This window comes from Lentibacillus salinarum, from assembly GCF_042679865.1.
Lineage (GTDB): Bacteria > Bacillota > Bacilli > Bacillales > Amphibacillaceae > Lentibacillus > Lentibacillus salinarum.
Genome location: NZ_JBHTNH010000016.1, coordinates 46,897 through 71,905, shown reverse-complemented (window position 1 = coordinate 71,905; position 25,009 = coordinate 46,897). Strand labels below are relative to the sequence as shown.

The 25,009-nt window shown below is 48.9% G+C and carries 18 protein-coding genes; 1 reads left to right on the top strand and 17 read right to left on the bottom strand.

Translation table 11 applies throughout. The features are described from left to right. Positions 1-529: 529 nt before the first annotated feature. The 12 genes from ACFQ4A_RS08075 to meaB all read right to left on the bottom strand — a co-directional run bounded on the left by ACFQ4A_RS08075 (position 530) and on the right by meaB (position 16,323). Positions 530-1,150, bottom strand: a complete 621-nt coding sequence (locus ACFQ4A_RS08075) for a thymidine kinase (RefSeq protein ID WP_382399371.1) — start codon at positions 1,148-1,150, stop codon at positions 530-532. A 293-nt stretch (positions 1,151-1,443) separates the two neighbouring features. Further along, the gene (locus ACFQ4A_RS08070) at positions 1,444-1,689 is read right to left on the bottom strand and encodes a type B 50S ribosomal protein L31 (protein ID WP_382399369.1); all 246 of its coding nucleotides are present in this window, start codon (positions 1,687-1,689) and stop codon (positions 1,444-1,446) included. 272 nt (positions 1,690-1,961) lie between these two features. Then, positions 1,962-3,242: a transcription termination factor Rho gene (rho, locus tag ACFQ4A_RS08065; protein WP_382399367.1), complete on the bottom strand. Its 1,281-nt coding sequence runs from the start codon at positions 3,240-3,242 to the stop codon at positions 1,962-1,964. 533 nt (positions 3,243-3,775) lie between these two features. Next, on the bottom strand, positions 3,776-4,744 hold the full coding sequence (gene glpX / locus ACFQ4A_RS08060) for a class II fructose-bisphosphatase (RefSeq protein ID WP_382399365.1): 969 nt from the start codon (positions 4,742-4,744) through the stop codon (positions 3,776-3,778). Between the two features lie 158 nt (positions 4,745-4,902). Next, positions 4,903-6,189 carry a UDP-N-acetylglucosamine 1-carboxyvinyltransferase gene (locus tag ACFQ4A_RS08055; protein ID WP_382399363.1) on the bottom strand — a complete coding sequence of 429 codons (1,287 nt, stop codon included), beginning with the start codon at positions 6,187-6,189 and terminating at the stop codon, positions 4,903-4,905. Between the two features lie 186 nt (positions 6,190-6,375). Next, positions 6,376-7,017, bottom strand: a complete 642-nt coding sequence (fsa, locus tag ACFQ4A_RS08050; RefSeq protein ID WP_382399361.1) for a fructose-6-phosphate aldolase — start codon at positions 7,015-7,017, stop codon at positions 6,376-6,378. 427 nt (positions 7,018-7,444) lie between these two features. Then, entirely contained in the window at positions 7,445-7,828 is a 384-nt protein-coding gene (locus ACFQ4A_RS08045) for a response regulator (RefSeq protein WP_382399359.1), read from the bottom strand. Between the two features lie 377 nt (positions 7,829-8,205). Then, positions 8,206-9,810, bottom strand: coding sequence for a CTP synthase (locus ACFQ4A_RS08040; protein WP_382399357.1), 1,605 nt, complete (start codon positions 9,808-9,810; stop codon positions 8,206-8,208). 663 nt (positions 9,811-10,473) lie between these two features. Further along, on the bottom strand, positions 10,474-11,016 hold the full coding sequence (gene rpoE, locus ACFQ4A_RS08035; RefSeq protein WP_382399354.1) for a DNA-directed RNA polymerase subunit delta: 543 nt from the start codon (positions 11,014-11,016) through the stop codon (positions 10,474-10,476). 474 nt (positions 11,017-11,490) lie between these two features. Next, positions 11,491-14,727, bottom strand: a complete 3,237-nt coding sequence (icmF, locus tag ACFQ4A_RS08030; RefSeq protein WP_382399352.1) for a fused isobutyryl-CoA mutase/GTPase IcmF — start codon at positions 14,725-14,727, stop codon at positions 11,491-11,493. A 27-nt stretch (positions 14,728-14,754) separates the two neighbouring features. Beyond that, complete coding sequence (locus tag ACFQ4A_RS08025; protein WP_382399350.1) at positions 14,755-15,393, bottom strand: TetR/AcrR family transcriptional regulator; 639 nt, start codon at positions 15,391-15,393, stop codon at positions 14,755-14,757. Continuing rightward, entirely contained in the window at positions 15,394-16,323 is a 930-nt protein-coding gene (gene meaB / locus ACFQ4A_RS08020; protein WP_382399348.1) for a methylmalonyl Co-A mutase-associated GTPase MeaB, read from the bottom strand. On the opposite strand from meaB, the gene ACFQ4A_RS08015 reads away from it, so the two are divergent. After that, positions 16,315-16,536 (top strand): hypothetical protein, encoded by a 222-nt coding sequence (locus tag ACFQ4A_RS08015; protein WP_382399346.1) that lies wholly within the window; start codon positions 16,315-16,317, stop codon positions 16,534-16,536. The two genes, meaB and ACFQ4A_RS08015, sit on opposite strands and share 9 nt — an antisense overlap. 9 nt (positions 16,537-16,545) lie before the next feature. Here ACFQ4A_RS08015 and ACFQ4A_RS08010 read toward each other — a convergent pair whose 3' ends face one another. The 5 genes from ACFQ4A_RS08010 to ACFQ4A_RS07990 all read right to left on the bottom strand — a co-directional run bounded on the left by ACFQ4A_RS08010 (position 16,546) and on the right by ACFQ4A_RS07990 (position 24,598). Beyond that, complete coding sequence (locus tag ACFQ4A_RS08010) at positions 16,546-17,685, bottom strand: acyl-CoA dehydrogenase (RefSeq protein ID WP_382399344.1); 1,140 nt, start codon at positions 17,683-17,685, stop codon at positions 16,546-16,548. Positions 17,686-17,732: 47 nt separating this feature from the next. Further along, on the bottom strand, positions 17,733-18,881 hold the full coding sequence (locus ACFQ4A_RS08005) for an acyl-CoA dehydrogenase (RefSeq protein WP_382399342.1): 1,149 nt from the start codon (positions 18,879-18,881) through the stop codon (positions 17,733-17,735). A 127-nt stretch (positions 18,882-19,008) separates the two neighbouring features. Further along, positions 19,009-19,860 carry a 3-hydroxybutyryl-CoA dehydrogenase gene (locus ACFQ4A_RS08000; protein ID WP_382399340.1) on the bottom strand — a complete coding sequence of 284 codons (852 nt, stop codon included), beginning with the start codon at positions 19,858-19,860 and terminating at the stop codon, positions 19,009-19,011. 1,137 nt (positions 19,861-20,997) lie between these two features. Next, complete coding sequence (locus ACFQ4A_RS07995) at positions 20,998-22,185, bottom strand: acetyl-CoA C-acetyltransferase (RefSeq protein WP_382399338.1); 1,188 nt, start codon at positions 22,183-22,185, stop codon at positions 20,998-21,000. A 304-nt stretch (positions 22,186-22,489) separates the two neighbouring features. Further along, positions 22,490-24,598, bottom strand: coding sequence for a heterodisulfide reductase-related iron-sulfur binding cluster (locus tag ACFQ4A_RS07990; protein ID WP_382399336.1), 2,109 nt, complete (start codon positions 24,596-24,598; stop codon positions 22,490-22,492). Positions 24,599-25,009: the final 411 nt, after the last annotated feature.

Here is a 25,009-nt window from a genome sequence, read left to right as displayed (position 1 = left end):
CTCAAAACCCCCCCCCTAAAATATGCGGTATAATAACATTCCCATTTGTTATATTATACCATAATTTCCATATTTTAGGTTTCATATTTTTAGGATTATCTCGAAAAATTTTTACTCCTCAGTGCTGGGGATGCTTGACTTTGGTTGGGGGATGCCTCTAGGAGTCTTGGACAACAGTATTTGTAATAAATAAAATCCGAATTAACACAATGTTATGGTAAGTGTATATAACCCGCTTCGGAAATATGCTTGGTGCTCGTCACGTTAGTAGCATTTCGGTGAGGCATACGCTCCTCGCAGGTTGAAGCGGATTCGGTGAAGCTTTGCTTGGTGCTCGTCACGTTAGTAGCAATTTCGGTGAGGCATACGCTCCTCGCAGAAAAGATTGCTCGTCGTGTTGCAAGTTTCTCGGTGAAGCGGCACTCCTCGCAACTCGCAGCTTACTCGGTGGACGCTTCGCAAGATTTTTCGGCCACACTGCTGTTTCCAGCATAAAAAAAGAGCGCCGAAGCACTCTCTGACAGGCCTACTATTCCGAAATGGCCCGGATGTCGTTTTCACGGTTATTGGGCTTGTCCGGCACGACATGATGGTGGCGGCAGCGCGGTTCATATGATTCCGAGGCGCCCACCATGATAACTGGGTCGTTATAGGAAGCCGGTTTGCCGTCAATCAAACGCTGGGTGCGGCTGGCCGGCGATCCGCATACCGGGCAAATCGCATTCAGCTTGGACACCGATTCAGCTTGGGCCATCAGCTCAGGCATCGGGCCGAATGGTTCCCCGCGAAAGTCTGTGTCAAGCCCCGCTGCAATCACGCGGATGCCTTTATTAGCCAGCTCATTGGCAGCCGGCACAATGTGGTCATCAAAAAATTGCGCCTCATCAATGCCGACAACATCCACTTGATGCTGGCGCAAATAGGCCATGATATCAGCTGCAGTTTTCATAGGACGCGCCATAACAGTTGTACCATTATGAGACACAACCGACTCATCTGTATACCGGTCGTCGATGGCCGGCTTAAAAACACGGACGGACAGATTGCCATAAGTTGCCCGGCGAACACGGCGGATCAGCTCCTCGGACTTTCCGGAAAACATGCTGCCGCAAATCACTTCTATCCAGCCACTTTGTGTCATAACATGCATGATAGGGAACTCCCTTCAAGATCGTATTTCAATGATTCAGGCCCGTTTCATGATTTTAAATACATGTTGCGGGGATATGTAACCGATGCGGCCTTACCGCCGGTTAAAGTGAAAAAACAGGCAATGTGTAGACAGATTGCCTGTTTTTCATAGAAACGAGGTTTGATTGCCTCATCTGTTATTTAATCCAGTTCCGTGTGCTAGCGGCTTGTGACGTAAGCCATCAACACGACGCGCGCCAAAAGCATGCGCACTAAGGGTTCTTACCTACGCATGTCGCCACATGCCACTTTTTACTTCATATTATATTTACGCTTGAATCGGTCTACACGTCCGCCGGCTTTGTCGGCTTTTTGTTTTCCTGTGTAGAATGGGTGTGAAGCTGAGCTGATTTCAACACGGATAAGCGGATATGTGTTGCCATCTTCCCATTCGATTGTTTCTTCGGATGTCTGTGTTGAACCACTCAGGAATTTATAGTCCGAGCTTGTATCCAGGAAAACAACTTTACGGTATTCCGGATGGATCTCTTGTTTCATATCTTTCCACTCCTTTTGCCCTGAATCCTTATGCATTCAGAGTTATTGTAAGAGACGTAACAGGTTATAAACCTTGAACTCACATAAAAAGATTATAACAGCGACACATTGTGATTGCAATAGCTAAGAAAAACTGGGCTCCCGCCTCGTTTTTCTAGAGGTCAGAGGCCGGAAGTCAGACTTGAAGAAATCGGCGGACCAACCGATTTCGGTATTGAAAGCCTCAACCAAAATCAGGGAAGGGCTAGCCCGCCGAATGCCCTGTAAACGGCTTACACTTTCGTCCCTTTCCGCTTCATTTCGTCCTCCATCTGCTGGAAAAACTCGTCGTTGTTCTTCGTTGCACGTAACCGTCTCAAGAAGCGGTCAAGGAAGTTATGGTTATCTTGCATCGTTTTGCGGATGGCCCAGATTTTATCAAGATGGTCTTTTGAAACGAGCAGTTCTTCCTTACGCGTACCTGACTTCAGGATATCGATTGCTGGGAAAATCCGGCGCTCGGCGAGACTGCGGTCAAGGTGCAGTTCCATGTTGCCTGTTCCTTTAAATTCCTCATAAATCACATCATCCATCCGTGATCCGGTATCAATCAAGGCCGTCGCGAGTACTGTGAAACTGCCACCTTCTTCAATATTCCGTGCTGCCCCAAAAAAGCGCTTCGGTCGGTGGAAGGCTGCCGGATCAATACCGCCGGAAAGCGTACGGCCACTTGGGGGAATAACAAGGTTGTAGGCGCGTGCCAGTCGTGTGATACTGTCCATCAATACAATCACATCGCGCTTATGTTCCACCAGGCGCATCGCCCGTTCCAGAACCAGCTCGGATACTTTGATATGACTTTCCGGCACTTCATCAAAGGTTGAACTGACCACATCGACATCCTCATGCACTGATCGTTCAATATCCGTGACTTCTTCCGGACGCTCGTCCACCAGCAGAATAATCAATTTGGCCTCCGGATGATTGGCCGAGATGCTGTTGGCAATTCCTTTCAGCAACACGGTTTTACCGGCTTTTGGCGGTGCCACAATCAAGCCGCGTTGCCCAAAGCCGACCGGTGTCATCAAATCAATGATACGGGTGGACAGATTTTTCGTCTCCCGCTCAAGCTGCATGAGTCGGTCTGGATACAATGGGGTCAGGGCTGGAAAATGGACGCGTTCTTTTGACGTTTCCGGATCCTCGCCGTTTACCGCGTCAACATGCAACAAACCATAGTAGCGTTCGTTTTCTTTAGGTGGACGCACTTTGCCGGATACTTTATCCCCATTTCGTAAATCAAAACGGCGGATTTGTGATGCGGAAATGTAAATATCTTCAGCACTTGGAGAATAATTGATGGGACGGAGAAAACCGAATCCTTCCGAGGGGATAATTTCCAAAATACCATCCATAAATAAATAACCGTCTTGTTCAGCCTGTGCTTTTAAAATCGCAAAAATCAGCTCTTTTTTTGTCAGTTTTGCATAATATGAGACTTTATATTCCCGAGCGAGCGCATAAATCTCTTTTAACGTTAATGTCTCCAGCTGGGAAATCGTTAATGATGCCATTAGATCACCACACCTATTCTTTTTTAAAGGTTGTCCAAAAAATCGTATATCCTCATTTTTGAACCGCACTTTTTGCATCGTAAGAATTGTGAATGTATCGCTTTCTATCTGAAAGGTTTGTCACTATAGGAAGAAATTGTAGGAAGCTAGAATGGAAGTTTTCCTATTTTCTAATATCATTGCCTATTAGGCCTCTTTATAAACATATCCATCATACCCTTTTATGGGCTAAGATTCAATACTATTTCCAACATTTTTGGCTATGCATAACCATCCTACCAAAAACAGCCCAATAGATTAAGGAAGCCGGTGTGGGAAACCGGCTTCCTGTTCTCCCGCATGTAACGGTCATTAACCCGCCTGAAAACGGCGGCTAACTGACCGAAATGTCCGATTCGGTTCGGGCCTGCACGATGCAGGTCACAAAGGCGTTGCCGCACGGGGTGGCGTTCTTAGCCTTTGTTCCTTAATATCAGCGGGAAGAAGCATCCCGCTGAATGACGTTTCACTTTATATTATCAAACGTCCGGCCATTAAGGCTGAATGACGAGGTTCGGTTTCTTCTTAAGGCTGTGTTTGCCGTCAATGAATCGGACCGTTCCGCTTCTGGCACGCATCACAACGGATTGGGTGGTGGCTTTTGTCCCTTTGAACTGGACGCCCTGCAGCAATTCGCCATCAGTAATACCAGTAGCGGCAAAAATGGCATCATCACCGCCACAGAAATCATCCATATAGTACACTTTATCCAAATCGGGTATCCCCATCCGGTGACAGCGTTCAATTTCCTGATCATTGGACGGCATCAGCTTGCCCTGAATTTCACCGCCCAGGCATTTCAACGCTGCGGCACTGAGAACGCCTTCGGGAGCGCCGCCAATGCCCATTAAAATATCCACACCCGTATCGTCGAAGGCCGTATTCATGGCGGCCGCCACATCCCCGTCCGAAATCAGCTTGATGCGTGCCCCGGCAGCGCGGATTTCCTCAATTAATTCGGCATGACGCGGCCGGTCGAGCACAATGGCCAGCACATCTTCAACGGCTTTATTTTTCGCCGCGGCAACCGCTTTTAAATTGTCCAACGTGGAGGCGTTGACATCGATTTTGCCGACTGCATCGGGACCGACAGCAATTTTTTTCATGTACATGTCAGGGGCATGCAGCATTTTACCTGCATCGGCAATGGCAATGACAGCCAACGCATTCCACGTGCCTTGTGCCACAATATTGGTTCCTTCCACCGGATCCACAGCGACATCCACTTTCGGACCGGAGCCGGTGCCCAGTTTTTCACCTATATACAACATGGGCGCTTCGTCCATCTCGCCTTCACCGATGACAACCGTTCCCTGCATCGGAATCGTATCAAACACATCACGCATAGCTGATGTGGCCGCATCATCCGCCTCATTCTTTTTCCCGCGTCCCATCCAGCGTGCTGATGACTGTGCTGCCGCCTCGGTAACGCGAACGAGTTCCATTGATAAACTTCTTTCCATATTTCCCTCTCCTTTGTTTAAAGTATCCTCATCCCAAAAGGATTTACATATGAGGGATTTTCCTACTCTTTTGTCTCTATTTCAGTTAAGCCGGTATGATACCGGCGATGGGCGGTGAAACGGCTTTTGGCCCATTTCACGATAACGTCCGGATCTAGTCAGGAATCTTGAAATTGGGCAATTTCCTGCTCGGTCATTTCTTCCCGCCATACGTTGGCGCCAAGACTGCTTAATTTCTCGGTTATTTGTTCATAGCCACGGTCAATATGTTCCACACCGGTAATCTCTGTCACGCCATTGGCCATCAGCCCGGCAATGATAAGCGATGCACCGGCCCTTAAATCACTTGCTTTAACCTTTGCGCCTTTCAGCTGGATTGGCCCGGTCACAATGGCCGAACCGCCTTCCACTTTGATGGCAGCATTCATACGGCGCAATTCGTCGATATGTTTCAACCGGGCGGAATAGATCGTATCCGTCACGACCCCTGTATTGACGGCTTTCGTCAATAAGGATGTGAACGGCTGCTGCAGGTCTGTCGGGAAGCCGGGATAGACCAGGGTTTTCACATCCACGCTTTTGAGTGGCTCCTTTGGTGCGATGTACAGCTGCTCATCTTGTTGCTCCACGGTAACACCCATCTCTTCCAGCTTGGCCAGCAAGGGTTCCAGATGCTGCGGGATCACATTGTCAATCATTACTTCATTGCCTTGTGCCGCCGCAGCAATGGCATATGTACCAGCCTCAATCCGGTCCGGAATAATCGTGTGCTGACAGCCATGCAATGATGGAACGCCTTCAATCCGGATCACATCTGTGCCAACACCCTTGATATTGGCGCCCATGTTCGTCAACAGTGTCGCCACATCGATGATTTCCGGCTCTTTCGCGGCATTTTCAATGATCGTTTTGCCTTTAGCTTTCACAGCAGCAAGCATAATATTGATGGTCGCCCCGACACTGACCACGTCAAGATAAATCCGGGCTCCATGCAGCTCATCGGCTTGGAGATAAATCGCCCCTTGTTCATTGGTCACTTTGGCTCCCAGTGCCTCAAACCCTTTAATATGCTGATCAATCGGGCGTGGACCCAGATGACAGCCGCCTGGAAGGCCAATGACCGCCTGCTTGAATTTTCCGAGCATAGCACCCATAAAATAGTAGGAGGCACGAAGCTTCTTCACTTTGCCGTTCGGCAGCGGCATCGACACCATATTTTCCGGATCGACATGAACGGTCTGCCCATCCCAGCTGACATTGCCGCCAATTTCCTCCAGCAAATCGCCGAGTGTATAGACATCCGATATGTTCGGCAATCCCTCGATCATCACGTGGGAATCAGCCAAAAGGGCAGCAGGCAGCAGGGCAACAGCACTGTTTTTCGCCCCATTGATGTGTACCTTGCCATTTAATAAATGGCCGCCCTCAATTAAAATTTTTTGCATTTGCAGCACCCCGCTTCTTGACGTACACTTCCACCCTGATCAGTTTTTCCTCCACTTTACCACCCGGTCGCGAAGCACAGGACATGCCAGTGCAGACGTTGGCGATTGACATGCCACGTTTAGCCAGCAGCAGCGAACGCCTTCGCTTTTCTGTCTACTTTATGCGCTTTTACCAGTTTTATGCATTTATTGCTGCTTATTCCAGTCAGCCAGGAATTTCTCAATCCCCTGATCCGTTAAAGGATGTTTTACGAGCTGAGCAACTACCTTGTATGGAATGGTTGCAATGTGAGCACCATTGGCGGCTGCATCAGTCACATGCAATGGATGCCTGATCGATGCGGCAATGATTTCCGTGCTAATACCGTGCCGGTCAAAAATGGAAGAAATCGTGGCAATCAAATCCATACCATCATGTCCGATATCGTCCAGCCGTCCAAGGAATGGTGATACATAGGACGCGCCCGCACGAGCTGCCAAGAGCGCCTGATTAGCGTTAAAAACCAGGGTGACGTTTGTTTTGATATTCAGATCACTGAATGCTTTAACGGCTTTCAGTCCTTCCAATGTCATGGGTACTTTAACCGTAACATTCGGCGCGATGGCCGCCAGTTCCTTCCCTTCTTTAATCATGCCCTCAGCATCTTCGGAAATGACTTCCGCACTGACAGAACCGGAGACCTCACTGGTAATTTCCTTCAGCCGATCATGAAAGGAAACCCCTTCCTTGGAAACAAGACTTGGATTGGTTGTCACACCCGCTAGAATGCCGAGTTCATTTACTGACCGAATCTCATCAATACTTGCAGAATCGAGAAAAAATTTCATCTGCTTTCCCCTCCCTTTTCTAAATGTTGATTGAATTGCCAAAAATGCCTGCCTTCACAGTTGTCCCAATATGCCTTCATAAGTGCATGACCATGGCCACTCGATGTAAAATCGCCCATATAGTTCCGGCGCTTTCTGATATACCCAAGGCGGGGGATGTCTCTTATTCAGCCTTGTTAGGAATGGTCCGGGCATCTTCCGGATTGTTTAATCAAGCTGGCCGGTTGCACAGCCAGGTGCTTGACCCTTTTCGCGCATTTCATCGATACAAGTGGCATGTTGTTCCTCTGAAAAAACTAAAAATCCTACAGTATTAGAATACCAACAAGAACGTAAAGGCGCAAGCAGCAGTACGGATTAGCCCGTCATATCTGCCAATCAAAAATGCAGCAAGACCTGTTATTTCTGCTGCATTGTTTAACCTATTTTATGATGAGTCCAGGTGGCAGCGTCCGCCCAATAAATGATTGACACTGCGGCTAACTTCTTGAATATTGAATGGTTTGGCAAATATTTCATCGACGATTCGTGATTGCTTTAACGCGCTCTTCATATCGTCAGCAAGCCCGCTCATGACGATTGCTGGGATGACGACACGGTCATTTTCCAATTGCTTTAGCACGTCGACACCATCGACAACCGGCAATTTATAATCCAGTACCAGCAAATCAAATGACCCGGCATAGATTCGGTCGAGTGCTTCCTTGCCTGTTTCGACCGTTGTCACATCATACCCTTCATCTATGAAAACTTCTTTTAATAACATGCGGATTCCGGGCTGGTCATCAGCCACTAATATCTTTTTAGTCATTTTTGGCCTCTCCCCCTATCAACATAAATTCCAAAGTGCATCCATTACTAGTATTCGATAAAATCTTGGAAAATCCTTCTTTTTAAAGAACAGAATTCGTGTTGAAAAATGGTCAAAGCCGGGGGAACCATGCGATTTATTATAAAATTTGTGTCCCAATAGGTGAACAAATGTTCTCTTTATCGCATAGATAGCAAAACGCGGCTGCCACCTCGTCTTTTCAGATGCCAGAGGTCAGAGGTCGGATTGGAAAAAAACGGCGCATTAGCCAAGTTCGGTATTAAAACGTCGTCCAACATTTTATACTATCTTAGCTTTGGGCGAAAAACGCCGCTGCCATAAATGGCGGCGGCGTTCAACCGTCGATTTAATAAGGGTTATTTTCCAGCTTGATGTGCCGCACCGACAAATCCATGAAACAACGCTTGCGGACGGTTCGGGCGTGATTTGAATTCCGGATGGAACTGGCAGGCGACAAACCATGGGTGATCAGTGATTTCGATCGTTTCAACCAACCGGCCATCAGGGCTTGTACCGGAAAGAAGCATACCGTTTTCACGCAGCTGTTCCCGGTAATCATTATTGAATTCATAGCGGTGCCGATGACGCTCATACACCAATTCCTCTTGCCCATATGCCTGTTTCGTTTTCGTGCCGTCCGTCAATTTGCACGGGTAGCTCCCCAGCCGCAGTGTACCACCCAAATCGGCAATGTTTTTCTGCTCCGGTAATAAATCAATAATCGGATGAGGGGTGGATGGGTCAATTTCAGCTGAATGGGCCTTTTCCAATCCGAGCACATTCCGCGCGAACTCGACTGTCGCCAGCTGCATTCCAAGACATATACCCAAAAATGGCATGTTATTTTCCCGAGCATAGCGGATCGCCGCAATTTTACCCTCGATGCCTCGGTCGCCGAAACCACCGGGAACGAGCACACCATCTACGTCTTCTAATTCACTGGCAATGGATCGATTATCCAGTTTTTCTGAGTTAATCCATTTAATTTGAACATCGGTATCATAAGCAAACCCGGCATGCTTCAAGGCTTCTGCGACGGACAAATAAGCATCAGGCAGTTCCACATATTTGCCGACGAGCCCGATGACCGTTGTGTCGGGCAAATGCCGCACACTGGCCAGCAGCTTCTCCCATTCACGCATGTCCGCTTCATCACAATGCAGTCCGAGATGATCACAAGTCAGCTGATCAAGCTGCTGTTCCTTCAAAGCCATCGGCACTTGGTACAGTGTATCTGCATCAAGCATTTCGATGACCGCTTGTTTATCCGTATCACAGAACAGCGCTATTTTTTCTTTCATGCCTTCACTGATCGGCAGCTCCGAACGCAATACAATGGCGTCAGGCTGGATCCCCAACGAGCGCAATTCCTTCACACTGTGCTGGGTCGGTTTTGTTTTCACTTCACCGGCCGCTTTGATATAAGGTACAAGCGTGCAATGAATATACATGACATGTTCCCGGCCGATGTCACTTTTAATTTGCCGGATAGCCTCAAGAAACGGCAACGACTCGATATCCCCGACCGTTCCGCCAATTTCCGTGATGACGACATCCGCCTTCGTTTCCTGACCGGCCCGGAATACCTGCTCCTTAATTTCGTTAGTAATATGCGGAATCACCTGAACCGTCCCACCAAGGTAATCACCGCGGCGCTCTTTCTTGATGACGCTGGAATACACTTTACCAGTTGTAATATTGCTGTATTTATTTAAATTTATATCGATAAAACGCTCATAATGCCCCAGGTCCAGATCAGTTTCCGCACCATCCTCGGTTACAAAAACCTCCCCATGCTGATACGGGCTCATCGTACCGGGGTCAACGTTAATATACGGGTCAAATTTTTGAATGGTCACCTTCAATCCCCGATTTTTCAAAAGTCTTCCGAGTGATGCAGCCGTGATGCCTTTCCCGAGTGATGACACCACACCACCCGTCACAAAAATGTACTTCGTCAAGATTCATCCCTCTTCTTTCTATGTTGGTTTTTGTTGGATCGGCTTGTAAAGTGAAACTTCATTCACCCGCTGGTTTTAAGGAACAAAGGCTAAGTTCGCAACGTCCTGTTGCAACGCCTTTGTGACCTACATCCTGCAGGCCCGAACAAAGGCTAAGTTCGCAACGTCCTCGAAAAAGGAAAGCACTTTTTCTTCGTGCGATGTATTGCTGTCGTAGCTTTCCTTGTCCTGTTGCAACGTCTTTGTGACCTGCATCGTGCAGGCCCGAACCGAATCGGACATTTACGGACAGTTATCCCCCCCGTTTTGTGGGGGGATTATTGTCCGTTACATGCGGGGTAAATCTGTAATTAGGTTATATCGTACGCTGAAAGTTAAACATCAAAAAACACAGAGCCCTGCTGATGCCGGAATCCGTTCATTACCGTTTCAGCCGTAAGCCCTGTCCAAAAAACAAAAAGCGCTCCCCCTTTATGCAGGGGGAGCGCCGGATGTTTACGAATTTAGCGAGCCCAATAAAAATTGTACGCATCCGCTTCTAAAAAGTCAAGCGAATATTTAAGAGGTTGATCAAAAAGACTTTTCAACGTAAGGAACCGAACTGCGCCCCTTCGATTCACGTCCTGTAAAAACCCTGCCTTCCAAAACAGCAGGGGATTCATGTCAGTTATCGTCTTCTTTACCCTCTTCTGCTTTAGCATCATCGGCTTCTTCCTCGTCATCGTCAAATTCGTCCACGTCATCCGCTTCATCATCAAAACCGGGATTCGCCTCAAGTTCATCTTCACTCAGGACTTCGTCTTCAAACGTACCGGTTAGGACTTCGACATTGTCGTCCGGAACGTCCGGTTCGCCTTCTTCAGGCTCCTCACGGGGAACCGTTTCATTCTTTTTCTTTTTCGCTTTTGTTTTCTTTTTCTTTGGTGTGGCGGCGGCCACTTCATCCATCTGTTCCACCGGATACCAGCGTTTCAGTCCCCATATGCCCGGGCTGGTCGTCAGAAATCTGCCGTCAATTGTCAGATCGGTATAAAACTGGGCAATGTACGTTTGTTTCAGTTCGTCTGTAAATCCTTTCAGCTCGGTGACTTTGTCATAAAGTTGATTGAAATTAAATGCCTTCTTTTCATCCGACAAAAGCGCATGTGCCAGTTCAAGCAGTGATGTGACTTCAAGTTCTTCGCGGCTGTAATTTTGCAAGCTCACGATACCGCACTCCCTTTTCCATATATTTCATTGGAAAAACACTGGGCTCGCGTCTGTCAGCGAGTCCGGACGTTTTTCCTGCAAGGTCTTCAAAATCAGACTACGCCGCCTGATCCATTAATGTTTCCTAGCGTTATACAGTGCCTGAATCGTACCATTCATTATAAACAAAAATGAGGAGATTATGCCAGCATAAACCATAAGGAAAAAAAGAATGATGTCTGCGGAAACGAGGATTTATTAACGATGGATGTTTCGTTAACTTTTAGTAAAGGGGCTTTTCGTGTTTTTTATTTTTTTCACATCACCGTTGCACTTGCCAAAAAGGGGCGCCCACAAGCTTCATAAAGAGAAAAAGCAGGGAACCGGGTTATGTCCCCAGTTCCCCCCTAATCCGACTTCTTGCCATCTTAAAGGAATCCACAATGTCGCCCTAATCCCTACAATCCGACCGGCGCATCTGAACGCTTGTTGTTACATGTTCCGTCTGTACTGACCGCCGACTTCGTAAAGTGCATTCGTAATCTGACCGAGACTGGCCACTTTTACCGTTTCCATCAATTCGGCAAAAATGTTGCCTCCGGATGCCGCCACCTCTTTCAGGCGATTGAGTGCGTCGTTCGTATGCGCTTGATGGGCCTGCTGGAATTTGTGCAGTTCACTGATCTGATGCTCTTTTTCCTCGTTGGACGCACGGGCGAGCTCCATCGAATCAATCTGATCTTCTGACGGCGGGTTCGGGTTGACGTACGTGTTCACCCCGACGATCGGCAGCTCACCGGAATGCTTTTTCCCTTCATAATACAGGGATTCTTCCTGAATTTTGCCGCGTTGGTATTGCCGTTCCATCGCCCCGAGCACACCGCCACGGTCATTCATTTTTTCAAATTCCTGTAAAACCGCTTCCTCCACAAGATTGGTCAGTTCTTCCACGATAAACGATCCTTGCAGCGCGTTTTCGGTTTTTGTCCAGCCAAACTCTTTATTGATGATCATCTGGATAGCCATGGCACGGCGAACCGATTCCTCGGTAGGTGTGGTGATGGCCTCATCATAAGCATTGGTATGCAAGGAATTCGTATTATCCTGAATGGCGAGCAATGCCTGCAGTGTCGTCCGGATATCATTGAAATCAATTTCCTGGGCGTGCAGTGAACGGCCGGATGTCTGGATGTGGTACTTCAGCTTCTGACTCCGCTCATCCGCACCGTATTTATCACGCATCGTAATCGCCCAAATCCGGCGGGCAACCCGGCCAATTACGGTGTATTCCGGATCAAGGCCATTGGAAAAGAAGAACGACAGATTTTGCGCAAACTTATTCACATCCATACCGCGGCTCAAATAATATTCGACATACGTGAAGCCATTCGCTAGCGTAAACGCGAGCTGCGTGATCGGGTTGGCACCGGCCTCGGCAATGTGATAGCCGGAGATCGATACCGAGTAATAGTTGCGCACATGTTTATCGATAAAGTATTGCTGGATATCGCCCATCATGCGCAGTGCAAATTCCGTGGAAAAAATGCACGTATTCTGACCCTGATCTTCTTTCAAAATATCAGCTTGAACGGTTCCGCGCACTACGGAAATCGTCTCATCCCTTAGCTGTTCATACGCCTCCCGACTCGGCTCACGGCCGTTTTCTTCCTTGAATGTCGACAGCTGCTGATCGATCGCTGTATTGAAAAACATCGCCAAAATAATCGGGGCCGGCCCGTTAATCGTCATGGAAACCGACGTTTTCGGATCAGTCAGGTCAAAGCCGTCATACAGTTTTTTCATATCATCCAATGTACAAATACTAACGCCGCTTTCCCCGACTTTGCCGTAAATATCCGGCCGTGGTGCCGGGTCTTCCCCGTAAAGCGTGACAGAATCAAACGCGGTGGACAGTCGTTTTGCCTCACTGTCCTTGGATAAATAATGGAAACGTCGATTCGTTCGTTCGGGTGTACCTTCACCGGCGAATTGGCGGGTCGGGTCTTCGCCTTCGCGTTTAAACGGAAACACACCTGCTGTGAACGGGAAGGAACCTGGTACATTTTCCTTCATCAGCCAGGTGAGGCGGTCGCCCCAGTCCATGTATGCCGGCAAAAGGACTTTCGGGATTTTTAGCCCAGAGATCGATTCAGTCGTCAGATCCATTTCAATCGTTTTATGGCGGATTGGAAAGGTCATTTTGTCCTGACTGTATTTGTCTTTCAAGTCAGCCCAGTTATCAAGCTGTTTCTTCGCCTCGGGATCCAGTTGTTCCGCATTTGTTTGAATCGCCTGATCAATAACATTGATAGCCGCCTCATCTTCAAGTGCTGCTTTGGCACCGTTGAGCTGGTAAAGTTTTCGCGCGATATCGCTTTGTTTTTCGGTTTTGTCGTGGTAGCTACGCACGTGCTGGGCAATTTCCCGCAAGTAATGGCGCCGCTCGTTCGTAATGATCATGTTTTGTTTTTCGGCAATTTTGTGCCGTTCAAAGTCGATTGTCTCATCCCAGCCATGTTTTTCGTTTAGTATATCAACCATGGAAGCAAATAGGGCATTAGTGCCGGCATCGTTAAACTGGCTGGCAATCGTGCCGAACACCGGGTACTTTTCCTTATCCTGGCCGAACAGCAAGTGGCTGCGCTCGTATTGTTTCCGGACCTGATTCAGGGCATCCTCGGAGCCTTTTTGCTCAAATTTGTTAATGACAATGAAATCGGCAAAATCAATCATGTCGATTTTCTCCAGTTGCGACGGGGCCCCGAATTCGGAGGTCATCACATACATGGACAGATCGGTCACATCGGTGATCGCGGCATCCCCCTGGCCAATACCGCTCGTTTCAACAATAATGAAGTCATATTGTGACGCACGGAGAACCGCAATCACATCCTGGAGTGACTGGGACAATTCATCTCGGGACCCCCGTGTTGCTAGTGACCGCATGTAAACCCGATCAGTGAAAATCGCATTCATCCGAATCCGGTCACCGAGCAGCGCGCCGCCGGTTTTCTTTTTCGTCGGATCGATGGAAATGATGGCGATTTTTTTATTCGGGATTTCGTTGATAAACCGGCGGATCAATTCATCGGTCAGCGAGCTTTTACCAGCACCGCCTGTTCCGGTAATACCGAGTACCGGCGCATGATTCGATTGGGTATGCAATTGATCCAGCACGGTGTTTTTCGCCGCATCAGCGGTGTTGTTTTCAATATAGGTAATCAGCCGGGCCACGGCCTGACGCTCACCGGACACCAGTTTTTCCCGTTCTTTATCCAGGGCGACCGGCGGCAGAAAGTCGCATTCTTCAAGCATGTTGTTGATCATGCCCTGCAGCCCCATTTCCCGGCCATTGTCCGGCGAAAAAATCTGTGATACGCCATAATCCTCGAGTTCCTTGATTTCCCTCGGGATGATGACGCCACCACCACCGCCGTAAACCTTGATATGCTCAGCTCCCAATTCATTAAGCAGATCGATCATATATTTAAAATACTCGACATGCCCTCCTTGATAAGATGAGATAGCAATGCCCTGGGCGTCTTCCTGAATCGCCGCATAGACGACTTCTTCTACTGAACGATTATGTCCGAGATGAACGACTTCAGCACCGCTCGACTGCAGAATCCGCCGCATAATGTTAATCGATGCATCATGCCCGTCATATAGACTCGAGGCCGTTACAAACCGGACGGGGTTGACCGGTTTATAAACCTGAACGTGTTCCATGAGAACCCTCCTCTTTAAAATAGCTGCCTAATTCAGCTTTTCATCGGCCGCCGTGTCGATCGGTAGAGATTCGAGCAGAAAATGGATCTGCCTGTCAATATACGTTTTCAGGGTGAATTGTTTCTGCAGCATCCACCTTCTAAAGCCCCACATCTGGCCCTGAACGAAAATATTGTTGGCGATAAGGGCAGCATCCCGCTCGGCAATCGGCTCCGGCAGACAGGTGACGATGACTTTTTGTAGCATGGCGACCATGTCCCGTTCCTTCTGCATGACGTATGCTTTCGTCTCTTTTTTCAGCGACTTGACTTCCTGATACATGATGAGCACTTCTTCCTGCATGTCGTCCATCAGATGAAAGTAGGACGCCACGACTTTTTCCAGGGTGGCAACGGAAGGATTCTGCCAGTCGATGGCTGCTTCCAGACGCGCTCCCACCTGCTCATAGATCGCATCGCACACGAGAAACAGGACATCCTCTTTCGTTCGAATATATTCGTAGAGCGTTCCGATGCTGAATCCCGATTCCTTCGCGATCTCGCGTGTCGTCGTCCGGTGGAAACCTTTTTCCTTGAACAGGGTGATCGCTCCCTGGATCATCTGATTGCGCCGTTTCTCCACAAGGTCGGTGTCCTTGATAGAGGAAACGACCTGGTTATGCGTCATTTAATTGCCCCCTTTCCTTTTCCAATCGTCAAATATGTCCTGTGCACGCCGGTACGGATCATCGTCCGCTTCGATTATCACGTCTGTTTGCTCGGCGTATGCTTTGACATCACGCCAGATTTCTTCCCGGATTAATTCATAGACTTCCAGCTCCTGCTGCTGTTTCCGGCGTTTATGCCCTTCGTCTGTCGTGTATAAATAATGCTGATGGTTCCGGATTTGTTCCCAGAACTTGTCGATGCCTTTGTTTTCCGTTGTGATGGTTTTAACGATCGGGTTTCCATACGTTTCCTTGGCTGTCATCATGACCAACTCTTTCAGCAATGCCCGCAGCTTTCCCACGCCCTCGAGATCTGCTTTGTTAATGACAAACAAGTCGGCAATTTCCATGATTCCCGCCTTGAAAATCTGCAGCACATCACCACTGTTCGGTGTCAGCACAAGAGCTGTTGTGTCGACAATTTTCATAATGTCGAGCTCCGACTGGCCGACTCCGACCGTTTCCACGATCACCACATCAAATCCGTACGCATCACAAATTCGGACCGCATCTTTGGTTGCCCGAGCCAGACCTCCCAGACTACCGCGCGTGGCCATACTACGGATATAGACACCAGCATCGGTGAAATGCTCATTCATACGCACACGGTCGCCAAGCAATGCACCACCGCTGAACGGGCTCGTCGGATCGACCGCAATCACCGCAACCGTCATGCCTTCGTTGCGGATATGGGTGATCAGCCGGTTCACCAGCGAACTTTTCCCCGCCCCGGGTGACCCGGTAATGCCGACATAGCGAGCTTGGGTTTTACTGGCAAATACATCACTCAGCATGTCGAGCTTATCCGGATGATCATTTTCCACCATAGTGATCGCCCGGGCCAGCGCGCGTATGTCGTTTTGCTTCATCTGTTCAACAAGTTGGTGCATAGCTGGAACATCCTTTCTAAATTCACGCGCGAATCGTTGCGTGTGTCGCTCGAGTGGCGGCTGCGCTCGCTCGAGTTGGGCGCAATCCCGCTCGAGTGGCGGCTGTGCTCGCTCGAGTTGAGCGCGATCCCGCTCGAGTGGCGGCTGCGCTCGCTCGAGTTGAGTGCGATCCTGCTCGAGTTGATGCGCACGCCGCACGTTACTGGCTGCTGACGAGGCCGTTTACTTCGTCAGCATTCGACCAATCACCAGTCGCTGGATTTCGTTGGTGCCTTCATAAATTTGCGTGATTTTGGCATCGCGCATGTAGCGCTCAACCGGATAGTCTTTCGTGTAGCCATAGCCGCCAAATACCTGCACGGCTTCAGTCGTAATCCGCATAGCGGCATCCCCGGCAAACAGCTTCGACATAGCAGAGGCTTTTCCGTACGATTGCCCTTCTGATTCCAGCCAGGCTGCCTGATAGGTTAATAGACGGGATGCCTCTACTTCAGTTGCCATATCGGCCAACTTGAACGAAATGCCTTGGTTGGCGGCGATCGGTTTGCCGAATTGTTCGCGTTCTTTCGCGTAATCAGCAGCCGCGTCCAATGCCCCCTGTGCGATTCCGAGCGCCTGGGCGGCAATCCCGTTACGACCGCCATCCAGTGTGGACATGGCAATTTTGAAGCCTTGCCCCTCTTCACCAAGCAAATTTTCCTGCGGGATGCGACAATTTTCAAAAATAAGTTCTGTTGTCGGAGAGGACCGGATACCAAGTTTCTTTTCCTTCTTGCCGAATGTGAAGCCGTCCGTTCCTTTTTCAACAATAAATGCGCTGATGCCTTTATGACCTGCTTCGGGATCGGTCATGGCGAACACGATGTAAATATCTGCCACACCGCCGTTCGTGATCCAGACTTTATTGCCGTTTAATATGTAATCATTACCCTCTTTTTTCGCGATAGTTTTCATGCTGGCCGCATCACTACCGGACCCCGGCTCGGAAAGCGCATAGGCCCCGAGTGCTTCTCCGGTCGCGAGGCGGTGCAGAAACGTTTTCTTCTGCGTTTCGTTGCCGTATTGATAAATCGGCCAGCTGGCAAGTGATAGATGGGCTGACAATGTCACACCGGTTGATGCGCACACCCTGGATAATTCTTCGACCGCAATACAATAGCTGACGAAATCCGCCCCGATTCCACCGTATTCTTCCGGCCATGGGATCCCGGTCAGTCCGAGTTCGGCCATTTTGTCAAAAATAGCCCGGTCAAACCGTTCTTCCTCATCACGTTCTGCTGCCGTCGGTTCGACATCGTTTTCGGCAAAATCGCGAATCATTTTCCGCAGCATTTCCTGTTCTTCAGTCAGTTGAAAATTCATTGTCTGTTTCCCCCTTTGAATGTGAAAACGGCATTGATGTTGTCATGTCATTTTTTCGGATCAAGTAAATTTTTCGCAATCACTTTGTGCTGGATTTCATTGGTGCCTTCATAAATTTCGGTTACTTTGGCATCACGGAAAAAGCGTTCAAGCGGATAATCTTCCGTGTAACCGTAGCCGCCGTAAATCTGTACAGCTTCGATAGCGGTTTTCCGTGCCGTTTTCGACGCATACATTTTGGCCATCGATGCTTCCTTGCTACTCGGGGACCCTTGCTCAACCAACGCAGCAGCCTGATAGACCAATAGTTTGGCGGCTTCCACCTCTGTGGCCATATCCGCCAGCTTGAACGCGATCCCCTGATTGGCAGCGATCGGCTTGCCAAATTGTTCACGCTCTTTAGCATAAGCTGTGGCATGCTCCAGGGCCGCTTCAGCGATGCCGAGTGCCTGAGCGGCAATTCCGATGCGTCCGACGTTCAAATTAGCCATCGCAATCTTGAAACCATTGCCCTCCTCACCGAGAAGCTGACTTTTCGGGACGGTACAATTGTCAAAGTTGAGCTGAACGGTGCTTGAGCCGTGCAGCCCCATCTTCCTTTCCGACTTGCCGATGACCAGTCCGGGTGTGTCTTTTTCCACAATAAACGCGCTGACGCCCTTCGCTCCCTGTTCATCACCTGTCCGGGCAAACGTGATATAGGTATCCGCCTGCCCGCCGTTGGTAATGAAAACCTTGGAGCCATTCAATATGTAGTGGTCCTCGTCCTTCACGGCTTTTGTCCGGATGTTGGCAGCATCCGATCCAGCGCCCGGTTCCGTTAAAGCAAATGCCCCAAGATATTCGCCTGTTGCCAGCTTGGGAAGGTAGTTGGTTTTCTGGTCGTCATTGCCGAAATATAAAATCGGGTTGGTGCCGACCGATGTGTGGACCGACAGAATAACGCCCAGTGTTGCACTTACTTTGGAAAGCTCATTGATGGCAATGATATAGGCGGTATAATCCATCCCACTGCCGTTATACGTTTCCGGTATCGGAATTCCCATCAGACCGAGATCACCCATTTTTCGAATGATCTCAGTCGGGAAACGGTCTTCCTGTTCCATTCGCGCGACTTCCGGCTGCACGCCATTCGCGGCAAAATCGCGGACCATCTTGCGCATCATATTTTGTTCGTCGGTCAATTGAAGGTTCATGTTGTGCCCTCCCATCGCTAAATCGTGGTTGTCAGGTCAAACGTTTTTCGATTCGCTATGTTAATGATGAAGTTGACGGAATTGGGATAGTTTGATATTAATCAAATCGCTTAACATCGTTTTTAGATCAGCTGTACTGATAAAAGCCTCTGCCTGATTTTTTACCGAGCCATCCGGCGTTAACATACTTTTTCAGCAGCGGGCACGGGCGATATTTGCTGTCGCCAAAACCGTCATGCAGCACTTCCATAATGTAAAGGCACGTATCCAAACCGATAAAATCAGCCAGTGTCAGCGGTCCCATCGGATGGTTCATGCCCAATTTCATAACGGTGTCAATATCCTCCACTGATGCCACACCTTCGTTAAGGGCGAAAATCGCTTCATTGATCATCGGCATTAAAATCCGGTTGGCGGCAAAACCTGGATAGTCGTTCACTTCCACCGCTGTTTTGGACAGGTTTTTCGCCATATCGGCCACCGCCTGATAGGTTGCATCATTTGTCTGCAGCCCACGGATGACTTCAACGAGCTTCATAACTGGTACCGGATTCATGAAATGCATCCCGATTACCTGCTGGGGCCTGTTAGTCGCTGCAGCGATCTCCGTGATTGGAAGTGATGAAGTATTGGTCGCCAATATCGCATGTTCCGGCGCACTGGCGTCCAGGTCACGAAACACCTTTGTTTTCACGTCCATATTTTCCACAATCGCTTCGATCACTATATCGCGCTGCTTGACGTCCTGAAAATCCGTTGTTGAGCGCAGCCGTGAAAGTGTATCGTTTTTGTCCTGTTCGCTAATGCGCTCTTTTTCAACCGATTTTGCCAAATGGTTTTCGATAGTGATGATTCCCTTTTTTAAAGCTTCCTCACTGACATCGGTCAATAAAACATCGTAACCGGACTGGGCGCAGACTTGGGCGATACCTGAACCCATCTGGCCGGCACCTATGACCATGACCTTTTTGATTGCCATTGTGTACCTCCTTTTGATTGACTTGTGTAAGCTTTAGCGTTTTTGCTGTGACGCTTAGCGAATACGTTGTGATCTTTTGCGTTGGCTGTTTCTAAAAGGGTGTTGTTTTTGACATAAAACCCATAATACGACGTAACTATTACTGGGTTGTTTTCTATAAGTACGTGTCATTCCCGCCGTCCGGGATCGCTTCGGGCGGATGCTTTCCGCGGGCACGGCCTCAGCCTCCTCAGAAGCAAAGAACGCTTCTTCCGGGGTCTTCGGACACGTGCTATTCCCGCAGGAGTCACCGCCCTCCACTCACCCGGACTAGTAAGTTGCGTGATGCGATTTACGATTACAACCATAATTAACAGTTAGTAAATCCAAACACACTGAGACTCCTGTGGAGCAGAGGCCTAGATGAGACCCCGCAGTGTGACGTGCAATCTTTTCTGCGAGGAGCGTATGCCTCGCCGAAATAGCTTGCAACGCGACGAGCAATACTTCCACCGAGTAAACTTCGAATTGCGAGGAGTGCAGCTTCACCGTGTATTTCCTACGCTAGTTTTGTGGTATTCGAATCCTTGCCATTGTCACCACTAATACGCTGGTTGATTGGAGCGGAGGGCAGTCGACTCCTGCGGTCGTCGGCTAAGAGCGGTCACGTCCTGTGACCAACGCCGACACTAGAACGTCCTGTTCGTCGAAGCAACAGCTGAAGATCCCGCAGGAAGCGGTTTTCTTCCGAGGAAGCTGAAGCGTTGCCCGCGGAAAGCGACGAGCGAAACATCCGCCGAGTAGGCTGCGAGTTGCGAGGAGTGCCGCTTCACCGAAAAACTTGCAACACGACGAGCACAAAGCAAAGCTTCACCGAGTACGCTTCAACCTGCGAGGAGTGCCGCTTCACCGAAAAACTTGCAACACGACGAGCAATCTTTTCTGCGAGGAGCGTATGCCTCACCGAAATTGCTACTAACGTAACGAGCACCGAGTATTTTTCCGCAGCGACGGACTAGCAGTCAGCCCCGATAGATTTGGAAGAAAACATCCCAAAAGTTACATCGCAATTTATGTCAACTAGAAGCGTCTAAGACCAACAAAATTTACGAAAAGACCTTCGCGTTTTTTCCCACCTATAGCGGCATCGAAACAACATTACGGCTTCGGCACTTCCACCAGTATTGCGTCGCCCTGGCCACCGCCGCTACAGATTGCGGCAATGCCCAGTCCGCCACCAAGACGTTTCAGTTCATGAACCAGTGTTAAAATGATGCGCGCACCGCTTGCGCCAATTGGATGGCCTAACGCCACTGCACCGCCGTTGACATTGATTTTTTCCGGATCGATATCGGCGATTTTGCCACTGGCGAGCGATACGGCTGCAAAGGCCTCGTTGATTTCAAACAAGTCAATATCGTCTTTTGCGTAACCGGTTTTTTCCAGCAGTTTGTTGATGACCAGTCCCGGTGTTTTCGGAAAATCTTTGGACTCAACGCCTACTTCCGCATGACCATGAATCGTGGCTATTGGTTTTTTACTAAGCTGTTCAGCTGTTTCGTCTGCCATAACGACAAAAGCACCGGCCCCGTCATTAACCCCAGGGGCATTGCCAGCTGTAATCGAACCGTCACGGTCAAAGGCCGGCCGCAATTTTGCCAGGACATCCATGCTGGTATCTTTGCGGGGTGCTTCATCGGTATCGACAACGACCGGGTTGCCTTTCCGCTGCGGCACCTCAAGCGAAACGATTTCTTCGGCAAATTTTCCGTCCTCAATGGCTTTGACGGCCCGCTGATGACTCCGGTATGACCATTCATCCTGCGCTTCTCTGGTCAGCCCGTATTCTTCGGCGGTGCTGTTCCCGTAGGTCCCCATATGGACGCCAGCGAATGAGCACGTCAAGCCGTCGTGCACCATCATATCAACGACCTTTTTGTCACCCATGCGATTTCCCCAGCGAGCATCCGGCAAAATATACGGGGCGTTACTCATGCTCTCCATACCGCCGGCGACAATGATGTCCTCATCGCCAAGCCGGATGAGCTGATCGGCAAGGGTAACGCTGCGCAGTCCGGATGCACAGACTTTGTTGATCGTTTCCGTTTTAACGTCCCATGGGATACCGGCTTCACGTGCTGCTTGTCGGGAAGGAATCTGGCCCTGTCCGCCCTGCAGGACATTTCCAATAATAACCTCATCGACTTTTTCACCGTCCAGCCCTGCACGTTCCAATGCTGCCTTGATTGCTTTACCGCCCAACTGTGACGCTGAAAAAGGCTTCAAGGCACCCCCGAATTTGCCGAATGGTGTTCTGGCTCCCGAAACAATGACCGTTTTGCGCATACGTTTAACATCCTCTCTTTAAATAGGTTGGTAGATTCATATGACACTGCTTATGCATTTTTGATCGAACGCTCGCTCAATTCCATTTTTAAAAGGGAGAGGGGCATTTGTGACACCCCTCTTAGAAATGCTTATTCATCTTGCCGCGCGATGCAGTACTCTCTCGTGCGTTTACATTTGGCTCGCGCGATTAATGCAGTTGTTTGCGCGATTTTGCCGCTGTCTCGCGCGATTCCAGATCTCGCAACAACGGTGTCGCCGTTCGCGCGATTTTCGCTTTGCCACAAGTCAGAACGCCTTCGCTTTAAGCTGTTTTTTGTTCATCTTCCACGAATACGGACAGGGCCAGGATTTCCGCCACATCCATCGTGCTGACATCTTCTTCAACTTCTTTTGCTTTCGTACCGTCACTCAGCATCGTCAGGCAGAACGGGCAGGCACTGGAAATCATCGTTGATTCCGTCGCCATGGCCTGCTCGGTGCGGGCAACATTAATCCGGTTCCCGGTTGTATCTTCTGACCACATCAAACCGCCGCCGGCACCACAGCACATGCCATTCTCCCTGCTCCGGTCCATTTCAACTAAGTCAAGTCCCGGGATGGCTTTCAGAATTTCCCTCGGTGGATCATAAACGCCATTATACCTACCCAAATAACAGGAATCATGATATGTCAGCCGCTGATTGATTTCCCGCTTGGGCTGCAGCTTGCCGTTCATCACCAGATCATACAGCATTTGTGTATGGTGATAGACTTCCGCTTCAAAGCCGAAATCAGGGTATTCATTTTTGAAAATATTGTATGCGTGCGGATCGATGGTTACGATCTTCGTCACACCATTCTTTTCAAATTCTTTGATATTTTTCTCGGCGATTTCCTGGAATAAAAACTCATTCCCGATACGGCGCGCCGTGTCACCGGAGTTTTGTTCCTTATTGCCGAGGATGGCAAAGCTGATACCTGCCTGGTTCATTAATTTAGCAAACGCAAGGGCGATTTTTTGACTGCGGTTGTCAAATGAGCCCATTGAGCTTACCCAAAACAGGTATTCAAAATCTTTATCTTCTTTTTTCAGTTCTTTCACTGTGGGAATGTATGCATCGTCATCTTGATCGCGCCATTTGATGCGGTCTTTTTTGGAAAGACCCCACGGATTGCCTTGGCGTTCGATGTTCATAACCGCGCGCTGGGCATCCGGGTCCATTTTTCCTTCTGTCATAACGAGGTAACGGCGCATATCAATAATTGTGCCGACATGTTCGTTCATGACCGGGCAGGCATCTTCACAAGCACGGCATGTCGTACATCCGGACAATTCCTCTTCCGTGATGACGTCACCGATCATGCTGATGTTTTCCATCGTGGCGGCCGCTTCATTTGAGCCTGCATTCGCGAGCTGATTGCCTGTCGTGTTGGAAAACGCATAGGATGGTACCCATGCTGATTTTCCTGTCACGGCCGCACCTTTTTCTGTCAAATGATCGCGCAATTTGATCATAATATCCATCGGCGACAACATTTTGCCTGTACCTGATGCCGGACAGACATCGGTACAGCGTCCACATTCCACGCAGGCATAGAAATCGATCATCTGATGTTGTTCGAAGTCTTCCACTTTCCCGGCGCCAAAGGAAATCTCATCTTCATTTTCTTCTTCGTCAATATCAAAATCGATCGGTTTCAGTTTGCCAGGCACGCGCTTACTCAGGAACACATTGATGGGCGCGGCAATCAGGTGTGCGTGCTTGGATTGCGGTACGTAGACAAGGAATGCCAGAATCGTAACCGTATGAATCCACCAGAAAACATAGAACATGACAGCCGCTGCTGTTGGTGACAGCCAGCTGAATAAAAAGGCGATGGAACTGGCAACGGGTTCCGTCCATACCAGGGATTCACCGTGCCAGATAATGGCCATGCCATTTCCAAGCAGCACAGATAGCATCAATGTGCCGATGAATAACAAGACCAGACCTGCTTTAAAGCCACGTTTCAAGCGAACAAGTTTTTCAATATAGCGGCGGTAAAACGCCCACACAACCGCCACCAGAATCATAAGTGTCACGAGTTCCTGGAAAAATGTGAACCCGGGATAGAAAATGCCAAATGGTAAATGGCTTTCCGGCGCCAACCCTTTCACAAACATATCAATGGCCCCGAATTGGACCAGTATAAAACCATAGAACATCATCACATGGATGGTGCCTGATTTTTTATCCTTTAGTAGCTTGGACTGACCAAACACAATCTTGCCAATCCGGCGGAATCGTTCTTTAAATTCACGGTCAAACTCGGATTTCTTCCCCAGTTTAATATAGGAAACACGCGTTGCTATTACTCTGGTGAACAAGTATATTCCATAGGCAACAATAGCTATGAACGCCAGCCAGTTGATTAATAAAAGTGTGTCCATCCCTCGCTCCTCCTTATGTCCAGTATAACGAAAAATGTTAGCGATTGCATTCGTTTGAAAATAAAATGTATTCACTTCATGTTTATGCTATACCTATTACTTTATACGATGAATGATCATTCAGTCAACAGATTTATAGACAATTAAGAACGGTTTTACATATATAATCGAACTGACCAAAGAAATGGGGGCATTATTTTTTTCAAAAAAAGTCGCCCCCATTTCAGGAACTTGGTCGATTGTAGTAGCAAAGAAGCAATAAGCAGCCTGCTGTTATCAGCGGCTTCCGGCTATTTATTAGCGCTTTTTATTGCCCGTGATGCCTGAACTTCGGCCCGAGCGTGTGAACTTCAGCTCGAGAAGCACTACTTCAGCCCGAGCGGTGCGACTTCAGCCCGAGGTGCGCAATTT

Coding starts and splice junctions, on each gene's coding strand:
- ACFQ4A_RS08055 (WP_382399363.1), bottom strand. CDS start 6,189: ATGCAAAAAATTTTAATTGAGGGCGGCCATTTATTAAATGGCAAGGTA.
- ACFQ4A_RS08000 (WP_382399340.1), bottom strand. CDS start 19,860: ATGGCAATCAAAAAGGTCATGGTCATAGGTGCCGGCCAGATGGGTTCA.
- ACFQ4A_RS08025 (WP_382399350.1), bottom strand. CDS start 15,393: ATGACGCATAACCAGGTCGTTTCCTCTATCAAGGACACCGACCTTGTG.
- ACFQ4A_RS08005 (WP_382399342.1), bottom strand. CDS start 18,881: ATGAACCTTCAATTGACCGACGAACAAAATATGATGCGCAAGATGGTC.
- ACFQ4A_RS07990 (WP_382399336.1), bottom strand. CDS start 24,598: ATGGACACACTTTTATTAATCAACTGGCTGGCGTTCATAGCTATTGTT.
- icmF (WP_382399352.1), bottom strand. CDS start 14,727: ATGGAACACGTTCAGGTTTATAAACCGGTCAACCCCGTCCGGTTTGTA.
- ACFQ4A_RS08075 (WP_382399371.1), bottom strand. CDS start 1,150: ATGCATGTTATGACACAAAGTGGCTGGATAGAAGTGATTTGCGGCAGC.
- ACFQ4A_RS07995 (WP_382399338.1), bottom strand. CDS start 22,185: ATGCGCAAAACGGTCATTGTTTCGGGAGCCAGAACACCATTCGGCAAA.
- meaB (WP_382399348.1), bottom strand. CDS start 16,323: ATGCACCAACTTGTTGAACAGATGAAGCAAAACGACATACGCGCGCTG.
- glpX (WP_382399365.1), bottom strand. CDS start 4,744: ATGGAAAGAAGTTTATCAATGGAACTCGTTCGCGTTACCGAGGCGGCA.
- rho (WP_382399367.1), bottom strand. CDS start 3,242: ATGGCATCATTAACGATTTCCCAGCTGGAGACATTAACGTTAAAAGAG.
- ACFQ4A_RS08010 (WP_382399344.1), bottom strand. CDS start 17,685: ATGAATTTTCAACTGACTGAAGAACAGGAAATGCTGCGGAAAATGATT.
- ACFQ4A_RS08070 (WP_382399369.1), bottom strand. CDS start 1,689: ATGAAACAAGAGATCCATCCGGAATACCGTAAAGTTGTTTTCCTGGAT.
- fsa (WP_382399361.1), bottom strand. CDS start 7,017: ATGAAATTTTTTCTCGATTCTGCAAGTATTGATGAGATTCGGTCAGTA.
- ACFQ4A_RS08045 (WP_382399359.1), bottom strand. CDS start 7,828: ATGACTAAAAAGATATTAGTGGCTGATGACCAGCCCGGAATCCGCATG.